Origin of the sequence: Gallibacterium trehalosifermentans, assembly GCF_042433055.1 — a bacterium.
Classification (GTDB): domain Bacteria; phylum Pseudomonadota; class Gammaproteobacteria; order Enterobacterales; family Pasteurellaceae; genus Gallibacterium; species Gallibacterium trehalosifermentans.
Genome location: NZ_JBHLWB010000001.1, coordinates 98957 through 116354, shown reverse-complemented (window position 1 = coordinate 116354; position 17398 = coordinate 98957). Strand labels below are relative to the sequence as shown.

The window sequence follows — 17398 nt, the reverse complement described above, 5'->3', positions numbered from 1 at the left end:
TTATTTTTTCTTTAAGACTAAAATAAATAGTAAAACCAAACAAGGAAAAATCAAACCAAATAAAAATCCAATCACGAGAATTAATGCTTTTTGTGGTTTTATTTTATATGGATAACTTGATTCACTTTTATATTGAAAGACATCTATTTTTAATATTTCTGCATCATTAACCAATGCAGCAAGATCAACAATTTTCTGTTTTGCCTGATAATAATCAGTAGGATAGATAAATTTCTGTTGTTTTAAGTTTGTTAATTGCGCTAATAAATTTTGACTACCCAATAAATATAAATAGGGCGTTGATAAATTAATATCTCCTTTATCTAGTTCAATATTTAATCGCACACTATCATTTTTAGGAGTATTACCCGTAAGTTGTGCAGTTGCTAATGCTGATTGTAAATATTGAATTTGTTCTTGTTTCTTTAATAATAACTGTTCTTCAATTTGTTTTTGTTGATGCTTTAATTCTGTAATTTTTTGCTTTACCTTAATTAAAAAGTCAGTTATTGCTTGTTGATAAGTAATCTGATTAGTAAATTTTATAAAACCATCTAATGTTTCTTGTAATAATTGAATATCATTATTAATAAAACTTAATTTTGCAGAAGAAACATCTGCAATCGCTTTATTTTCAGTCGTAATTACTGTGATATTATTCCCTTTTTTATTTATTTCTGGCGTAAAAACAGTAATACTTTTTATTAATTGAATTAATAAATCTTGCTGTTTATCTTTCTCTGTCTGTTTAGCTAATGTTTTATATAACTCTGATTCTAAAAAGTAATTCTTACGCACGTCAAAAATAGATGTATTTGTTACGAATTGATTAAATAATTCTGCTGTTACTCCATTAGAATTAAATTTTTCTCCACTAATCAACGCATAACGTTGCTTTAAATCAAGTAATTTCTCTACAGAATTTACTTGTGCAGGAATTACTTCAGCTGTAGTTGTCCATTCAGGCTTAACGGAATTAGCATAAAAATAAGATGCGACAGTAAAAAATAACGTTGACAATACAATCCACCATTTTTTACGCCAAATATATTGAAAAAATAGAATAAGATTAAACTCTTTTTGATATTTCAGGTAAGTTTTTTCATATGCCATATTAATAAGTATCCTATGAACTCATATTTGTATAAAAATGATAGGTATTTTAAAGGTGGGTATTATATTCTACAGATTTCACTAGCTAAATTGAGATAAGGGCTATTACTAGCCCTTGCAATTTATTTAATTAGTAGAAATTACTATCCGTCTATTTGGTGCCAAACATGGTATTAATTCTGATAACGGTTTGCCATCTAAGTTATCACATGATTTAGCAGCCATTGTTTTACCTGCGCCTTCCGTAGTAATTTGGTCTGCAGGCACACCTAGCTCAACCATATATTTCTTCACAGATTCCGCTCGTGCTTTAGATAATTTCTGATTATAAGCATCTGAACCTAACTGATCAGTATATCCTGTAATATGAACTTTTTGATCTTTAGGTAATTTCTGTACCACTGCTTGAACAATTTTTTTACTATTATTTTTTAATTTTGCCGAATCAAATTCAAATAGCGCATCGATTGATAATTCATATTCTTGATGATTTTTACAACTCTCTGGTAACCAATAAAGAGATTGCGATTCCATATTTTTATCAAAAAGAACTTTAAACTGACAAATTTTATGTTCACCATGTTGACGATAATTAAAGACATAATCCCATTCACGAACATTAAATAAACCTTCATTAAAATGTGGCGCGCCAATTAAGTCATAAATTTGAGCTTTACTCATGTTTTTATCAACTTTACGAACATTCGTCCAGTTAGGCCAAGAACCTCGATTACTTTTCTCAATTACTGGCCAGATCGGTTTATCCGTCGTCCCATCTTCACGTATATCGCTTAAATTACCACAAGCCGATAACACGACTGATAATATTACTGGGAGTAATAAACGTTTTAATTTCATTTTATCCTCTTCACTTTCTAACTTATGAATTTAACTTAATAAGTATAATGAATTTCTTATCGCATTTCATTAACTAACTATTCTTTACAATCTCAACAATTTCTTCAGCACAACTTCTAGCGAGTGTCTCATCTTCACATTCCACCATCACTCGAATAAGAGGTTCTGTTCCCGACTTACGTAATAAAACCCGCCCCTTGCCATGTAATCTTTTCTCAACATCAGCAGCAACTTGTTTTACTGCTTCGCTCTCTAACGGATTTACCCCACCATCAAAGCGAACATTAATCAATACTTGAGGGAACAACTGTACTGCACTAGCCAACTCATTTAAAGACAAACCATGTGCTATCATTGCAGCCAACACCTGTAATGAAGCAATAATGCCATCACCCGTGGTATTTTTATCTCCAATAATAATATGTCCTGAGTTTTCACCCCCTAATTTCCAGCCTCGCTCTTGCATTTGTTCCAATACATAACGATCCCCCACTTTCGCCCGCACAAATGGAATACCCAACATTTTTAAAGCAAGCTCCAAGCTCATATTACTCATTAATGTGCCAACAACACCGCCTGATAATTTACCAGAACGTAACGCTTCACGAGCAATAATAAAGAGAATTTGATCACCATCGACTTTATTCCCTAAATGATCCACCATCATAATCCGATCGCCATCACCATCATATGCTAACCCTACATCTGCTTTACTCTGCACAACAACTTCCTGTAAAGCTCGCACATCAGTCGCCCCACAACGCTCGTTAATGTTCATGCCATCTGGTTTCGTACCAATCTCAATTACCGTTGCACCTAATTCCCGCATCACATTTGGGGCAATGTGATAAGTGGCACCATTTGCACAGTCCACGACAATTTTTAATCCCTCTAGACTCAAATGAACAGGGAAAGTACTTTTACAAAATTCTATATAACGTCCCGCTGCATCATTAATACGGCTAGCTTTCCCTAAATCCGCAGACTCAACACAAGTCATCGGCTGTTCAAGCATTTCCTCAATCGCTAATTCAACCTCATCAGGCAATTTCGTTCCATCTGCAGAGAAAAATTTAATGCCATTATCATAGTAAGGGTTGTGTGAGGCGGAAATCACAATTCCTGCTTCAGCACGAAATGTTCGTGTTAAATAGGCAATCGCTGGCGTTGGCATTGGACCAACAAATGCCGCAGATAATCCTGCCGCTGCTAATCCAGCTTCTAATGCCGATTCCAACATATACCCTGAAATGCGCGTATCTTTACCAATTAATACTTTTCGCGATCCTTGTGTAGCTAATACTTTTCCTGCTGCCCAACCGAGTTTCAGCGCAAATTCTGGTGTAATTGGATAACTACCTACACGACCACGCACACCATCAGTACCAAAATATTTACGTTCTGCCATAATCATTCCTTTTGTTATTGTCTATCAAACAAAATTTTGCTTGCTATTCTACTACAAATTTAATTTATCGTTGCTTGCCAAATTTTTATCGCATCTATCGTTGCCGCGACATCATGCACTCGCACAATCCTCGCACCTTTCATCACCGCAATTAATGCGCCAGCAACACTCCCCACCATACGTTGATCTACGGGTTTATTTAACACATTACCAATCATTGATTTACGCGATAAGCCAATCAATACAGGATACCCTGTGGCGACAAAACGTTCTACTTGCTGCAGTAATTGGTAGTTGTGCGCCACTGTTTTACCAAACCCAAATCCCATATCAATAATCACATTTTCTCGTCTAAGCCCCGCACTCTCGCACTCTGCTGTACGTTGTAACAACCAGATCAAGACATCAGAGACAACATCTTGATAAACAGGATTTTGCTGCATAGTACGCGGCTGCCCTTGCATATGCATTAAACAAACAGGAAGATCTAACTCTACTGCCGCCGCTAACGCGCCCTCTTCTTGCAATGCGCGAATATCATTGATTAAATCCATACCGACTTTTGCCGCTTCCCGCATCACAGTAGCCTTTGAAGTATCTACTGAAATCCAACAATCAAAACGTTGACGAATAGCCTCCACAACAGGGATCACTCGCGCTAATTCTTGTTCAAGTGATACTTCATCTGCCATTGGGCGAGTAGATTCCCCACCAATATCAATAATACTCGCACCCTGTTCAAGCATCTTTTCGGCTTGATAGAGCGCACTATCTAACGCCAAGAATTTACCACTATCTGAAAAAGAGTCTGGGGTAACATTTAGAATTCCCATGACTTGCGGTTGAGAGAGATCTAATTCTCGTTGATTTTTACTATATATTTTCATCTATGATTTACTTTCTATCGTTTTCGTTACTACTGTTTGTTACCACTCTACTTGGCACAGGTGTCCCTTTTAACCATTTACGCACCCAGAAGCGATTTGGCTGTAATTCAGTAAGAATATCAGCACTGAGTGGCAATGGCTCACTATAAATTAATGAAGCTAATGTTTCCGCCAATAATGGCGCAGAAGTTAACCCTCTAGAACCTAATGCGCCTAAAATATAAAGGTTAGAATGATACGCCGCTGATGCGATAGGTTTACAACGGCGCCGTAAATTAAACAAATTGTGATAATCAACCGTTTGTTGTGCAAAATCACCTACATTGCCACAAATCGGCAAGCGATCACGAACACTACAACGTACACCGACTCGCGCCATATTTGTACTAGTATCAATCTCTGTCAGCCACTCAGCGGGCGCTAGATTTTGTTGGATTTTCTGTTGATTCTCTTGTTGTTCTTGTTGGCTAAAATGCCGTTGATCATCATTACGGATATGGCTTGCGCCAATGCAATGGAATTGTTTTGCCTGATCGACTGGTGTTAAATAGCCGTCATAACACAAAATTGCTTTTAACTGCTGTAATGTATTTGTGGTCGCAATGTGGCTCACTTGTCCACGTACAGAATAGGTCGGAAGCTCCTGTGTTTGACTAAATTGTGTCAATTTATGCCCATTCGCAATTACCACTGTCGAATGTAAATATTGCTGTAAATCTGTAGTAGTTAAACACCACTGATTATTCTGATATGTCATTGACTGAATCGCTGTTTTCCTAACAATTTTCATCCCTTGTTGCTGTAAAAAAGCAGCAAAATTTTGTACAAACTGACGAGGATTTAACCACGCGCCCCCCAAAATAACCGCGCCATCACAAGGTATTGCCAACCCAGCTCGTTTAGTTAATTGTTCTGCTGTTTGTAACTGGAATAGCGTATCAGAAAACCCTCTAGCAGCAATTTTTTTCAGTTTCTGCTGCACTGATGCTTGATAGCCACATAACAACACATCGCACCACTGATGTTCAAACGCAATTTGTTTTGCCATCTGTGATAAAAATTGCTGCCCATAAGCAAAAGCATGGGCATAAAAACGGCAATGACGCTCATCATCATCGCTTAATTGCGGATAAAATGCCCCTTGTTTATTCCCTGACGCATTTAAAGCTAATTCATCATCTTCACAATAGATCGTTACCTTACTTCCTCGTAACCATAACGCATATGCCAAACAAACACTTGCCACTCCCCCACCAATGATCGCGACCTCTTGCGGATTTGCTGCCGATTTCGCTAAATACCACGGGGTCAATAATGGCGTATGTACATCAGAAACTTTTCGCCCGATCAAGCATTCCCTTTTCCGCCCGAATCCTTCTCTTTTCTCTACCTGAAAGCCTGCCGCTAATAAACCTTTACGCACGATACTTGCTGCGGTGAACGTGGCAAAAGTGCCATTTACAGCTGTTAAACGAAACATTTGTTGAAACAGCGCATCTGTCCACATTTCGGGATTTTTACGCGGCGCAAAACCATCTAAAAACCACGCATCAATACGATTATTGTAGTAATCACCCAGTTGTGGCAAGTTGTCTGCGATGTCTCCAAACCAAAGATCTAACGTTACTGCTGCCGAAAAGTGATAACGATAACACCCTGCTATCGGTTGCTGCCAATGTAATAATAATTGTTGCACAGCAGATTGAAATTGTGGATAAACCGCATAAGCCTGTGCAAAATTTTCCGCTGTTAATGGATATTTTTCAAAACTGATAAAAAAAAGACGCTGTAATTTTGCTTGTGGAAACATCTGCCGAAATTGGCTAAATAACGCTTGTACTGCAAAAAAATTTAAACCTGTACCAAAACCTGTTTCAGCAATCACAAAACAGGCATCATCGTGTGTTTGCCAACGCTCCCAAAGATTGTTACCCTGTTGAAAAACATAACGACTTTCAGCTAATCCATCTTCTGGTGAAAAATAAATATCCTCAAATTGAGTTGATGTTGGGATACTTGCTTGAAAAGAAACTTCTGCAAAGGATACTTTTTGCATAGACATAGAACGTATAGATAACTTTATCAAAGGTGGGTAATAATATTATAATCAGCGCCGAATTTCATCTAAATATATTAAAGAGTTAAAAAATGTCTGCTGCATGATATGGCAACAGTTATGTATTATTTAGATTACTCAATAGACAATTTTGTTTTATTTAGCCCATAAAAACAGCATAAATGGTCTTATCTGTTCATGGTTAAATTAAAAAGTGCTTGTATTCTGTAAAATTCCGAGTATAAAGGGCGACAATTTCAAATTTATTTTAATTCCACTCAAGCTACATAAGGACTACGAATGAAAAGAGCTGTCATTACTGGTTTTGGCGTTATTTCTAGTATTGGAAATAATAAAGAAGAAGTATTAGCTTCATTATTAGAGGGAAAATCAGGTATTACGACCATGCCTGAATTTGTGGAAATGGGAATGCGTTCTCATGTTGCTGGTTCAATCAAATTGACCCCAAGTGAACATATTGATCGTAAAATTATGCGATTTATGGGCGATGCAGCGGCATATGCTTATCTCTCTATGCAAGAAGCGATTGCTGATGCAGGTCTAAGTGAAGAAATGGTTTCTAACGAAAGAACTGGTTTAGTGGTCGGAGCTGGAACTGGCTCTGCTCATAGCCAAATTGTTGCAGCAGATGCAATGCGTACTCCTCGTGGCGTAAAAGCGATTGGTCCTTATGCTGTAACTCGTACTATGGCATCAAGCGTATCCGCTTGTTTAGCCACCCCATTTAAAATCAAAGGCGTAAATTATAGCATCAGTTCTGCTTGTGCAACCTCAGCACACTGTATTGGTCATGCCGTTGAGTTAATTCAACTAGGTAAACAAGATATTATTTTCGCTGGTGGTGCGGAAGAGTTATCTTGGGAATGTGCTTGTGAGTTTGATGCGATGGGCGCAGTTTCGACTAAATATAATGACACACCAGAAAAAGCCTCTCGTGCGTATGATGCAAACCGTGATGGTTTTGTCATTGCTGGTGGTGGCGGCATTGTGGTCGTCGAAGAACTCGAACATGCGTTAGCCCGTGGGGCAAAAATTTATGCAGAAATCGTTGGTTATGGTGCAACTTCTGATGGTTATGATATGGTTGCGCCGAGTGGTGAGGGTGCAATTCGTTGTATGAAGCAAGCGTTAGCCACAGTAGATACCCCGATTGATTATCTCAATGTTCATGGTACCTCAACGCCAGTAGGCGATGTAAAAGAATTGGAAGCCATTAAAGAAGTATTTGCTGCAAATATGCCTGCAATTTCATCAACGAAATCAATGACAGGGCATTCATTAGGTGCTGCAGGCGTTCACGAAGCTATTTATACCCTACTGATGTTGGAAAATGACTTCATTGCACCAAGTATTAATATCGAAACATTAGATGAACGTGCTGAAAATTGTAATATCGTAACGGAAACTCGCCATAATGCGAAATTACAAACGGTGATGTCAAATAGCTTTGGCTTCGGTGGCACTAACGCCACGTTAGTTTTTAAACGCTTCGAACAATAATTTCTTGTTTTATCATGTCTCAAATCTCCTCCAAAATGAGGGGATTTTTTTTAAAGAAAAATAAAAAACCTCTCTATTTGCTATTTAACCCTTTTCCCTAATTGAGTTAAAATTCTGCTCAATATTTTCTTATTAAGGTAACGTTATGGCAGATTTATTAACTTTTGAACAAGCTCGTCAACAACTCCTAGAACAACTCCCCGCTTCACTTAACCGACCAACTGAAAAGCTTCCACTAACTGATGCAGATTGCCGTATTTGTGCAACAGATATTATTTCGCCAATCAATGTTCCCGCATTTGATAATTCCGCGATGGACGGCTATGCTGTCCGCCTTGCAGATTTAGCTTCAGGTAAGCCATTAACGGTTGTAGGTAAAGCCTTTGCTGGACAACCTTTTCAAGGTGAATGGCAAGCCAATAGCGTTATCAGAATTATGACAGGGGCAATGATACCAACTGGCACTGATGCCGTTGTGATGCAAGAAAATGTTCACGTCCACGCTGACGGCACCGTATCTTTCTCACAAATGCCAAAACTGGGCGAAAATATCCGTCGTGTTGGTGATGATGTTAAGGTTGGTGATGTCGTGCTAAACAAAGGAGCAAAATTAACTTCTGTCGCTCTGCCACTTTTAGCTTCATTAGGCATTGAATATGTTGAGGTTTTCCCACGCTTAAAAGTAGCGATTATTTCTACTGGAGATGAACTGGTGCCAGTAGGACAACCACTACAAGCAGGACAAATTTATGATACCAACCGATTTGCCGTAAAATTAATGCTACAACGTTTAAATTGTGAAGTGCTAGATTACGGTATTCTGCCTGACAACGAAACAGAATTTGAACACACCTTTAAAAAAGCAGAACAACAAGCCGATTTAATTATTACTAGCGGTGGCGTTTCGGTGGGAGAGGCGGATTTTACTAAAACTGTCCTTGAACGATTAGGCAAAATTAATTTCTGGAAGCTCGCCATCAAACCTGGCAAACCATTTGCTTTTGGTAAATTAGAAAATGCTTGGTTCTGTGGCTTACCTGGAAATCCCGTCTCAGCTTTTGTTACTTTCTATCAACTTGTTCAACCTGCTATTGCAAAATTGAGTGGCTTTAGCCAATACAAAGCACCTCAACAATTTAAAGCTATCACCACCACAAACCTTAAAAAAAGTGCTGGACGATTAGATTTTCAACGCGGTCATTATTATGTCAATGAGCAAGGACAAATTGAAGTCTCTCCTGTACGTTTCCAAGGCTCGCATATGTTCAGTTCTTTTGTGCAAAGTAACTGTTTTATTGTGTTAGAAAAAGATCGCGGCAATGTAACGGCAGGCGAAACAGTAACCATTGAACCATTTAATTTCTTACTTGATTAATTATGCAAATTGAACTAACTGATCACGAAACCTTACGCTACAACCGTCAAATTATTATGAAAGCGATTGATTTTGATGGTCAAGAACGCCTAAAAGGGAGCAAAATTTTAATTATTGGGCTAGGTGGGTTAGGTTGTGCTGCCGCGCAATATCTTGCTGTAGCAGGTATTGGTGAATTAATGCTAGTTGATTTTGATACGGTTGCACTTTCTAATTTGCAACGCCAAGTACTACATAATGATGCCAGCATCGGAATGCCTAAAGTAGAATCTGCCAAGCAAACCTTATCTGTTCTCAATCCATTGATTCAAATTAACACGATAAATGCACAATTAAATGATCAACAATTAGCAGATCTCATCGCACATTACGATCTCGTCGTAGATTGCACAGATAATGTCGACACTCGCAACCAACTCGATCAACTCTGTGAACAACAGAAAAAACCTCTCGTATCTGGTGCTGCAATTCGTATGGAGGGACAAGTAAGTGTCTTTACTTATCAACCTAATACACCGACCTATCGTGATCTAAGTCGTCTATTTGGAGAAAATGTATTAAGTTGTGTCGAAGCTGGCGTACTATCGCCTATTGTAGGCATCGTTGGCTCAATTCAAGCCTTAGAAGCGATTAAAGTATTATTAAATATTGGCACGTCGCTTTGCGGACGTTTATTAATGATTGATGGTTTAACGATGCAAATTCGCTCAATTAATTTACCACACAGTTAATCTCTAATTACCAGACTTATTAAACTTAAAAATCCCTTTTCAATCATTGAAAAGGGATTTTTGTATCAACCTTAAAATTAGAAACGATAATTTAATCCTAAACCATATAAGGTTGCCGTTGATTTAGACGTAAAGTTTCCTGTCAAACCATTTTGCGACTCTTCAAATGAAACTTTTTTCCCTTTGATATAGGCAAAGCCTGCATCTACAGAAAGATTTGGCGTAAAGCGATAAGTTGCCCCTAAAGCATACCAAGTACGATCGGTATCTGGAATAGAGATTGAAGCGTGTTTATTTACCGCGCTCTCATCATGTGCAACCCCTGCGCGTAAAGTTAATTTATCATCGACATCATAGATAAAACCGAGCGCAATGCGGGTAGTATCACTAAATTTTTCCTCTTTTTGGAATAACTCTTGTCCATTACGATGTGCATATAATTCTTTAAAACGACTCCATTCTGTACGTTTTACACTATAAGTAACGGCAAATTGTGGTAATACACGGTGATACCCCGCAATTTCCCAATAAGCAGGTAAAGGTAAAGTTAATGAACCATTTCCATTACCACCTTTAATATTTAATACACTCCATAAGGTAGCTGGAACCTCTGTTGTATATTTTCCATCAAAATCAATGTCTACATGAGAGTGGTAAGCAATACCGATACGGTTATTTTCATTAAACTCGTAGGTTGCACCAACATTCCAACCAAAACCCCAAGCATTCCCCTCTAACTTATGCAATAGAGTTGATTTATCTAATGATGCAACACCACCTGCCAATGCAGTATATTGTGTAGCAGCTGTAGTATTTGAAGCTGCAGTATTTGCTGCAGCTAATGCGGTAAGTTTTTGAGCCGCTGCAGCTCCCGCTAAACCTAATCGACGTTCAACAACCGCATCTGCATATACCACATTTACCCCTGCACCAATACTAAAATTATTGGTTACTCGATAAGCACCGCTTAAATTAAAGTTAAATGTTTTTAAATCAGTTTTACCCGCAAATGGACCTGCACTGTAATCATCATTAAATTCAGTTGCTAAACCATAGTTAACGTTTACACCACCACCCACAGCAAAACGATCATTGATTGGATAAACTGTATAAAGATAAGGAATCAATGCTTTTGGTGCGATATCTTTATGATCAGCATTTTTTCCTAAAAAAGTACCTTGTAAATCAATATTTGGACGTATATAGATGCTACCAAAAGAGACTTCAGGTTGTTTAAATTGCACCATTAACGCAGGGTTTGACGCAATTACTGAAGCATCTTCCGCAATCGCTGCATCTCCCGCATAAGCCCGCCCTAAACCAGAAGTTGAGGTTTCATGTAATTGAAATGCAGAAGCAAATACTCCAGATGAAGCTGTTGCAACTAATGTCGCAAGTAAAGTTTTAGAAAATAAACGCATTAATTATTCCTTGTGGTTATTAATAATATTTATGAAAGCCCGCATATTAGGCAAATTTATTATGTAACTCAACTCTATTTCGCACCATTTATCCAGTGATTAGACCAGTAACGAGGATTTAGCTTTGATATAAATCAAAATAATTTCACTCCTTGAGGTTTTCTTTCTTCCTCATGTTAAAATAAATTTGTTTTTTTATATCTTTTTTTGAAATGGAGTTATTTTATGAGCCAAATGAAATGTAAAGCTGAAGAGGCAAAAGTATGTTGCTGTGTTGATGTTGGCACAGTTATTGATAATGAAGATTGTAGTGTGAACTTTAGCCAAGTTTATGCTAGCGAAGAATTAGCGAAAGAAGCCCTTGCTTATTTAACTGAAAAAGCACGTGCTGCGGAAAGTGATCCTTGTGAAATCAACAGCGAAATTATCGCTGTCGAGGGAGGTTATCAATTAGAGGCAAGTTTTACTTTCTGTTGCCAAGCAGAAACAATGATTTTCCAACTTTCCACCCGTTAATAATCTTAAAATTTGGTTTCACCCTAAAGGGTGATTCCATTTAATTAGATTTGAGTTTCGACCTAAAGGTCGAAACACCAAATATTACTTCGTTACCACACACTCTTGTAATAACACTTTATCTTCTGTGGCAGTTTTACCCAATTTTAACCAAGAATGAATTTGACTCTGCTGCCATGCTTTATCTTGCAATGTTGTCAAACTTAACAGATAAGCAGAATTAGTAAATACAGGGCTATTCGGTTGACTTAATTCTTTATTTAGCCTTAATACCTGTATTTTGCCTTGCCAATTTACCTTTGCTTGTTCATCTTGATAAGTAATCGCTAAACTTTTTCCATTATCACAACGATAAATCACTTGCGTTAATTTGTCTGCTTGTTGCTTTTGCGCCGTTAGATCTGAGATCGATAATTTTACTGCATAAATTCTCTTCGCTTTCGGTTGCTTACGCGCATCATTACGAGTTTGATGAACTTTCAGAATATATTTACCAGAATAAGGTAATACTTGTTGGCTAGCATTTAAATCAACTTGTTTAGTCTTCTTTGCATAGGCTAATGAAAATTGCACTTGCGGATCTCTTTGCACTACTTCTAATGTCGCTAACTGCCCTTTCTTCGCATAAAACACATAATAATCTACATCATAGCCCTGAATCGTACCATTTAATTCTGCTGAACTTTCACCCTTAGGAAACTGCACTGCAAAATTATTGGTAGCAGCTATCGCTTGGAATGTTCCAATTTGTAAGCAAACTGCCAACAAGAGTTGTAAAAATGTTTTTAAATTCATAATTAAGTCCTCACTTAGCAAAAAAGGATAGCGATTTACTCACTATCCTTTCTCACGAACTAAAATGAAATAATTTAGTTTATTAAAGTGCTGATTTTGCTTTTTCAACTAAAGCAGCAAATGCAACTTTGTCAAATACTGCAATATCGGCAAGAATCTTACGATCGATTTCAACAGATGCTTTTTTCAAACCATTGATGAAACGGCTGTAAGATAAACCATTTTGACGTGCTGCCGCATTGATACGTGCAATCCATAATTGACGGAATTGACGTTTACGTTGACGGCGGTCGCGATAAGCATATTGACCAGCTTTAATAACTGCTTGGAAAGCAACACGATATACACGAGAACGTGCACCATAATAACCTTTAGCTGCCTTAAGAACTTTCTTATGACGAGCTCTTGCGATTACACCACGTTTTACACGGGCCATAGGAATCTCCTTTGTCTATTTGTACTTAAAAAATAACGAAACGTTCGCTAACCCGTGGGTTATGCGTATGGTAAACAAGCTACGACTAAAACTTGGTCTGCTTTCGCCACCATTGATTTATGACGTAAATGACGTTTACGTTTAGTTGATTTCTTAGTCAAAATATGACGAAGATGAGATTGTTTACGTTTGAAACCGCCAGTTCCAGTTTTTTTGAAACGTTTAGCAGCACCACGTACTGTTTTAATTTTCGGCATGAGTTTAACTCCGCATTGTTTTTACTATTAATCACCAATAATTAGGCGAATAAAAAGTAACGATTAATTCATCGTTACATTTATTACTTGAATTGCACTAATTATTTCTTTTTCGGGGCAAGTACCATCACCATTTGGCGACCTTCGATCTTAGATGGTTCAGATTCAACAACAGCTAATTCTGCTAAATCTGCTTTAATCCGCTCTAACATCTCCATACCAATTTGCTGGTGAGCTAATTCACGACCACGGAAACGCAGTGTGATTTTGGTTTTATCCCCGTCTTCTAAAAAGCGAATCAGGCTGCGTAGTTTTACCTGATAGTCGCCTTCGTCAGTTCCAGGACGGAACTTAATCTCTTTTACTTGAACAACTTTTTGTTTTTTCTTCTGCTCTTTTGCAGTTTTGCTCTTTTCATAGAGGAACTTACCGTAATTCATAATGCGGCACACTGGTGGCTCTGCATTAGGGCTTATTTCAACTAGATCGAGTTCGGCTTGTTCCGCCATATCCAATGCTTGTTGGATAGATACGATTCCCGCTTGTTCACCATCTTGGTCAATTAAGCGGACTTCTTTCACACGAATTTCTTCATTAATACGATTCGGGCGATTAGTTGCTGGGGCTTTTTTTACGGTTTTAATAGTCTTATTCCTCTAATAATTTCACTTACAACTGTACTGCTTTTCATTAAGCAGAAAATCAACTGTTGTTCACCAATCCTTTTCTTTGGCAAAAAACGTGCAAATTCTATAAGATTTCTGATAGCGATGCAATAAGAACTCTTGTTTTGTCTGCATTTTTTCCTACTTCACCTCAAATCTAATCCTGTCAGCTTGTATCACTCAATACTATTTATCTTTCCGCTAACTGAGCCAAACCAAAATGGCGATAGGTATGTGAAGTGGCGATCCTGCCTCTTGGTGTGCGTTGTAAAAAACCTTGTTGAATTAAATAAGGTTCTAAAACATCTTCAATCGTTTCTTTTTCTTCGCCAATCGCTGCTGCCAAATTATCTAAGCCAACAGGTCCACCATCAAATCGTTCGATGATTGCCATAAGTAGTTTACGATCCATAAAATCAAACCCTTCTGAGTCAATATCAAGCATATTTAAGGCAAGCTTAGCAACTTCTGCCGAAATAAATCCGCCATTTTTGACATCGGCATAATCACGCACACGCCGCAATAAACGATTAACAATGCGTGGTGTACCACGAGAACGGCGTGCAATTTCGTGGGCTGCTTCATCAGCAATTTGTAAATTCAGGCAATTTGCACTCCGCATCACAATGGAAGTGAGATCGGGTATCGAGTAAAACTCTAAACGCTGTACGATTCCAAAACGATCTCTTAACGGTGATGTTAAAGAACCCGCTCTTGTGGTTGCACCAACAAGCGTAAACGGCGGGAGATCTAATTTAATTGAGCGAGCAGCTGGGCCTTCACCAATCATAATATCCAGTTGGTAATCTTCCATTGCTGGATATAACACTTCTTCAATCGCTGGCGATAAACGGTGGATTTCATCAATAAATAATACATCGTGCGGTTCGAGATTGGTTAGCATCGCAGCGAGATCCCCTGCTTTTTCTAACACAGGCCCTGAAGTCGTGCGAATATTCACGCCCATTTCATTTGCCACAATGTTAGCTAAAGTGGTTTTACCTAATCCTGGTGGCCCAAAGATCAAGAGATGATCTAACGCATCATTACGCATTTTGGCAGCCTTGATAAAAATATCCATCTGTTCACAAACGTGTGGCTGACCAACATAGTCTTGTAACAATTTAGGACGAATCGCACGATCAATATACTCTTCTTCGGCTTTGGCGGTTGGGCTGATAATACGATCTACTTCAATCATCTTTTATACCATTTATCACAACGCATTTTTTAATGCTTCACGGATTAACTGTTCACTATTTAATTCAGGTTGGGCAACTCGCTTGACCATTTTCTCAGCATCTGCTGGCTTATAACCTAATGCAATTAATGCAGAAATAGCATCTTCTGCTGGCGAAGTCGTCGTAGCAAAAGTTGGCTCTGGAGAATGACTTCCTACTTTTTGTTCAACAAAGAAATCTTCATTACGGTATTGTTTAAATTTTCCTTTCAGTTCAACCAATAAACGTTCTGCAGTTTTCTTTCCTACCCCTGGAATTTTAACTAATTTAGAAAGTTCTTCATGCTCAATCGCATAAGAAAATTCAGTTACTGACATTGCCGAAAGGATAGCAAGCGCTAATTTAGGTCCAACGCCATTAGTTTTAATCAATTCACGGAATAGTGTACGATCTTGTTTTTGATAAAAACCGAATAGTAGATGAGCATCTTCTCTGACAACTAAATGTGTATAAAGCGAGACTTCTTGATTCACTTCAGGTAAATGATAAAAACTTGTCATCGGTAATAACAACTCATATCCCACCCCATTGACATCTAACAAAATTTCAGGCGGTGCTTTTTCTAATAATATCCCGCGTAAATGCCCAATCATACTTCACCTCTCAAAAAAATTGTCGCATAGCATACAAGAAAACTGTATAAATATCCAGTTAACTTAATTTTAAACTGTATTTAGGTTTTCAATATAAAAGTTACATTACAATTTAATTATCATTTTGCACAAAGAAACAGCTTTATTACTCAATTCTTAAGCACAAATTTTTATAAAACTACCATAAATCCCTTGTGCCTTGCCCGAATGGCGGAAAGATTTTTAGGAAAAAAACGTCTAATTTTTCTGAGTTATGCGAAGAAAAATATCAGTTTTTTTCCGCCCGAAAAATCTTAACGGAATGAGGAAATAGCAAGGCACTAGGGAGTGCTTTTTTTGCCCCCTTTTCTTTGCACGAGCAATAACAAAAAGCATTGCTTTTTGAGCGCTGCTTGCAGCGACCCGTAGGGTGAGTAAGTGAGCTGAGCGAACTTGCGAATAATAGTGGGTCGTCCTTTAGGGTGAAACCTAAACGAATAATTAAAATAATTAACAAATTCTCATTGAAAACGTTTTACAGACATTTCACGAATACCGATAATACAGAACTAATAAAAAAGAAAATGGACATACAAATGAAAAATATTAATGGTATTGGGGAAATCATTCTTTTCTTTGTTTCAATCTTAGCTGCACTCGGTTGGTTCTTTTCTAAATATGCGTTAGTCGGCTTTCCACCAGTAGGTTTTATCGGTTTACGCTTTTTCTCCGCCGCATTAATTTTCTTCCCTTTTGCTTATCCACAATTAAAACGTCTAACGCGTTCCGAAACGATCCGTGCATTAGCAACTGGACTCTTTTTTGCTATTTTTATGGCAACGTGGATTATGGCAATTACCTTTAATAATAATCTTGGATCAGGGGCATTTTTAGTCAGTATATCAATGTTACTTGCCCCACTCATCTCTTGGTTAGTTTTTCGCAATAAACCATTGCGTACATTTTGGATTGCCCTCCCTACGGCATTATGTGGTGTCTACCTGCTTGCAAATGCAAAAGGCGATTTGCATTTCTCCATTGATAGCTCACTATACTTACTTGCTTCACTGTTTTCTGCGATCTATTTTGTGTTGCATAATCAATATTCTAAATCCATTCCACCTTTACCACTAACTACATTACAGCTATCCGTGGTCGGTGTGATTTGTTTAACCTATTCACTAATTATGGAACCATGGCAAGCCGATATTCCAATTTCAGCCATAGGTTGGTTAGCGACAAGCATATTAGTTGCCACCAATTTCCGTTATATATTACAAACCATTGGACAACGTTATTGCCATATTGCCAATGCCTCAATCATTATGTTATTGGAACCTGTTTGGACAATTATTTTGAGTGTGATACTGCTTGGTGAACAACTCACTACAATTAAAATTGTCGGTAGTGCCTTGATTTTATCGGCTTTATTAATTTATCGAGTACAAAACCTAATCGGCTTATTTACTAGAAGAAATCGATAATCTGCTTGAGAAATTATCATTTTATACGCACAATAACGCCCTTTTAATTAGTAAAATAGAGA

At 37.8% G+C, this 17398-nt stretch carries 17 protein-coding genes; 5 read left to right on the top strand and 12 right to left on the bottom strand.

Annotation, left to right across the window (positions count from 1 at the left end; all coding sequences use genetic code 11):
* The 5 genes from ACFFHK_RS00540 to mnmC all read right to left on the bottom strand — a co-directional run bounded on the left by ACFFHK_RS00540 (position 1) and on the right by mnmC (position 6322).
* Positions 1-1113 carry an LPS O-antigen chain length determinant protein WzzB gene (locus tag ACFFHK_RS00540; protein ID WP_382367715.1) on the bottom strand — a complete coding sequence of 371 codons (1113 nt, stop codon included), beginning with the start codon at positions 1111-1113 and terminating at the stop codon, positions 1-3.
* A 126-nt stretch (positions 1114-1239) separates the two neighbouring features.
* Positions 1240-1971 carry an OmpA family protein gene (locus ACFFHK_RS00535; protein ID WP_382367712.1) on the bottom strand — a complete coding sequence of 244 codons (732 nt, stop codon included), beginning with the start codon at positions 1969-1971 and terminating at the stop codon, positions 1240-1242.
* 73 nt (positions 1972-2044) lie between these two features.
* Positions 2045-3379, bottom strand: coding sequence for a phosphoglucosamine mutase (gene glmM, locus ACFFHK_RS00530; protein ID WP_382367709.1), 1335 nt, complete (start codon positions 3377-3379; stop codon positions 2045-2047).
* Between the two features lie 59 nt (positions 3380-3438).
* Positions 3439-4266, bottom strand: coding sequence for a dihydropteroate synthase (gene folP, locus ACFFHK_RS00525; protein WP_382367706.1), 828 nt, complete (start codon positions 4264-4266; stop codon positions 3439-3441).
* Between the two features lie 7 nt (positions 4267-4273).
* Complete coding sequence (mnmC, locus tag ACFFHK_RS00520; protein ID WP_382367703.1) at positions 4274-6322, bottom strand: bifunctional tRNA (5-methylaminomethyl-2-thiouridine)(34)-methyltransferase MnmC2/FAD-dependent 5-carboxymethylaminomethyl-2-thiouridine(34) oxidoreductase MnmC1; 2049 nt, start codon at positions 6320-6322, stop codon at positions 4274-4276.
* A gap of 300 nt (positions 6323-6622) precedes the next feature.
* On the opposite strand from mnmC, the gene fabB reads away from it, so the two are divergent.
* The 3 genes from fabB (at position 6623) to moeB (ending at position 9949) form a co-directional block, all read left to right on the top strand.
* Positions 6623-7843 (top strand): beta-ketoacyl-ACP synthase I, encoded by a 1221-nt coding sequence (gene fabB, locus ACFFHK_RS00515; protein ID WP_382367700.1) that lies wholly within the window; start codon positions 6623-6625, stop codon positions 7841-7843.
* Between the two features lie 145 nt (positions 7844-7988).
* On the top strand, positions 7989-9218 hold the full coding sequence (moeA, locus tag ACFFHK_RS00510) for a molybdopterin molybdotransferase MoeA (RefSeq protein WP_382367697.1): 1230 nt from the start codon (positions 7989-7991) through the stop codon (positions 9216-9218).
* 2 nt (positions 9219-9220) lie between these two features.
* Positions 9221-9949 carry a molybdopterin-synthase adenylyltransferase MoeB gene (gene moeB / locus ACFFHK_RS00505; RefSeq protein WP_382367694.1) on the top strand — a complete coding sequence of 243 codons (729 nt, stop codon included), beginning with the start codon at positions 9221-9223 and terminating at the stop codon, positions 9947-9949.
* Positions 9950-10026: 77 nt separating this feature from the next.
* On the opposite strand, the gene ACFFHK_RS00500 is transcribed toward moeB, so the two are convergent.
* Positions 10027-11370, bottom strand: coding sequence for an outer membrane protein transport protein (locus ACFFHK_RS00500; RefSeq protein WP_382367691.1), 1344 nt, complete (start codon positions 11368-11370; stop codon positions 10027-10029).
* 225 nt (positions 11371-11595) lie between these two features.
* Between ACFFHK_RS00500 and ACFFHK_RS00495 the strand changes: the two genes are divergently transcribed.
* Complete coding sequence (locus ACFFHK_RS00495; RefSeq protein WP_382367688.1) at positions 11596-11886, top strand: YfcZ/YiiS family protein; 291 nt, start codon at positions 11596-11598, stop codon at positions 11884-11886.
* 84 nt (positions 11887-11970) lie between these two features.
* Here ACFFHK_RS00495 and ACFFHK_RS00490 read toward each other — a convergent pair whose 3' ends face one another.
* The 6 genes from ACFFHK_RS00490 to ruvA form a co-directional block, all read right to left on the bottom strand.
* Positions 11971-12681, bottom strand: coding sequence for an ACP-like domain-containing protein (locus tag ACFFHK_RS00490; protein ID WP_382367685.1), 711 nt, complete (start codon positions 12679-12681; stop codon positions 11971-11973).
* Positions 12682-12763: 82 nt separating this feature from the next.
* A complete protein-coding gene (gene rplT, locus ACFFHK_RS00485) occupies positions 12764-13117 on the bottom strand; it encodes a 50S ribosomal protein L20 (RefSeq protein WP_066108956.1) in 354 nt (117 codons plus the stop codon).
* Positions 13118-13176: 59 nt separating this feature from the next.
* Positions 13177-13374 carry a 50S ribosomal protein L35 gene (rpmI, locus tag ACFFHK_RS00480; protein ID WP_013745268.1) on the bottom strand — a complete coding sequence of 66 codons (198 nt, stop codon included), beginning with the start codon at positions 13372-13374 and terminating at the stop codon, positions 13177-13179.
* Between the two features lie 101 nt (positions 13375-13475).
* Positions 13476-14018: a translation initiation factor IF-3 gene (gene infC, locus ACFFHK_RS00475; protein ID WP_382368898.1), complete on the bottom strand. Its 543-nt coding sequence runs from the start codon at positions 14016-14018 to the stop codon at positions 13476-13478.
* A gap of 211 nt (positions 14019-14229) precedes the next feature.
* Positions 14230-15240, bottom strand: a complete 1011-nt coding sequence (gene ruvB, locus ACFFHK_RS00470) for a Holliday junction branch migration DNA helicase RuvB (protein WP_382367679.1) — start codon at positions 15238-15240, stop codon at positions 14230-14232.
* 15 nt (positions 15241-15255) lie between these two features.
* Complete coding sequence (gene ruvA, locus ACFFHK_RS00465) at positions 15256-15873, bottom strand: Holliday junction branch migration protein RuvA (RefSeq protein ID WP_382367676.1); 618 nt, start codon at positions 15871-15873, stop codon at positions 15256-15258.
* 575 nt (positions 15874-16448) lie between these two features.
* Here ruvA and ACFFHK_RS00460 point away from each other — a divergent pair.
* Complete coding sequence (locus ACFFHK_RS00460) at positions 16449-17336, top strand: DMT family transporter (protein WP_382367673.1); 888 nt, start codon at positions 16449-16451, stop codon at positions 17334-17336.
* The last annotated feature ends 62 nt before the right edge of the window (positions 17337-17398 follow it).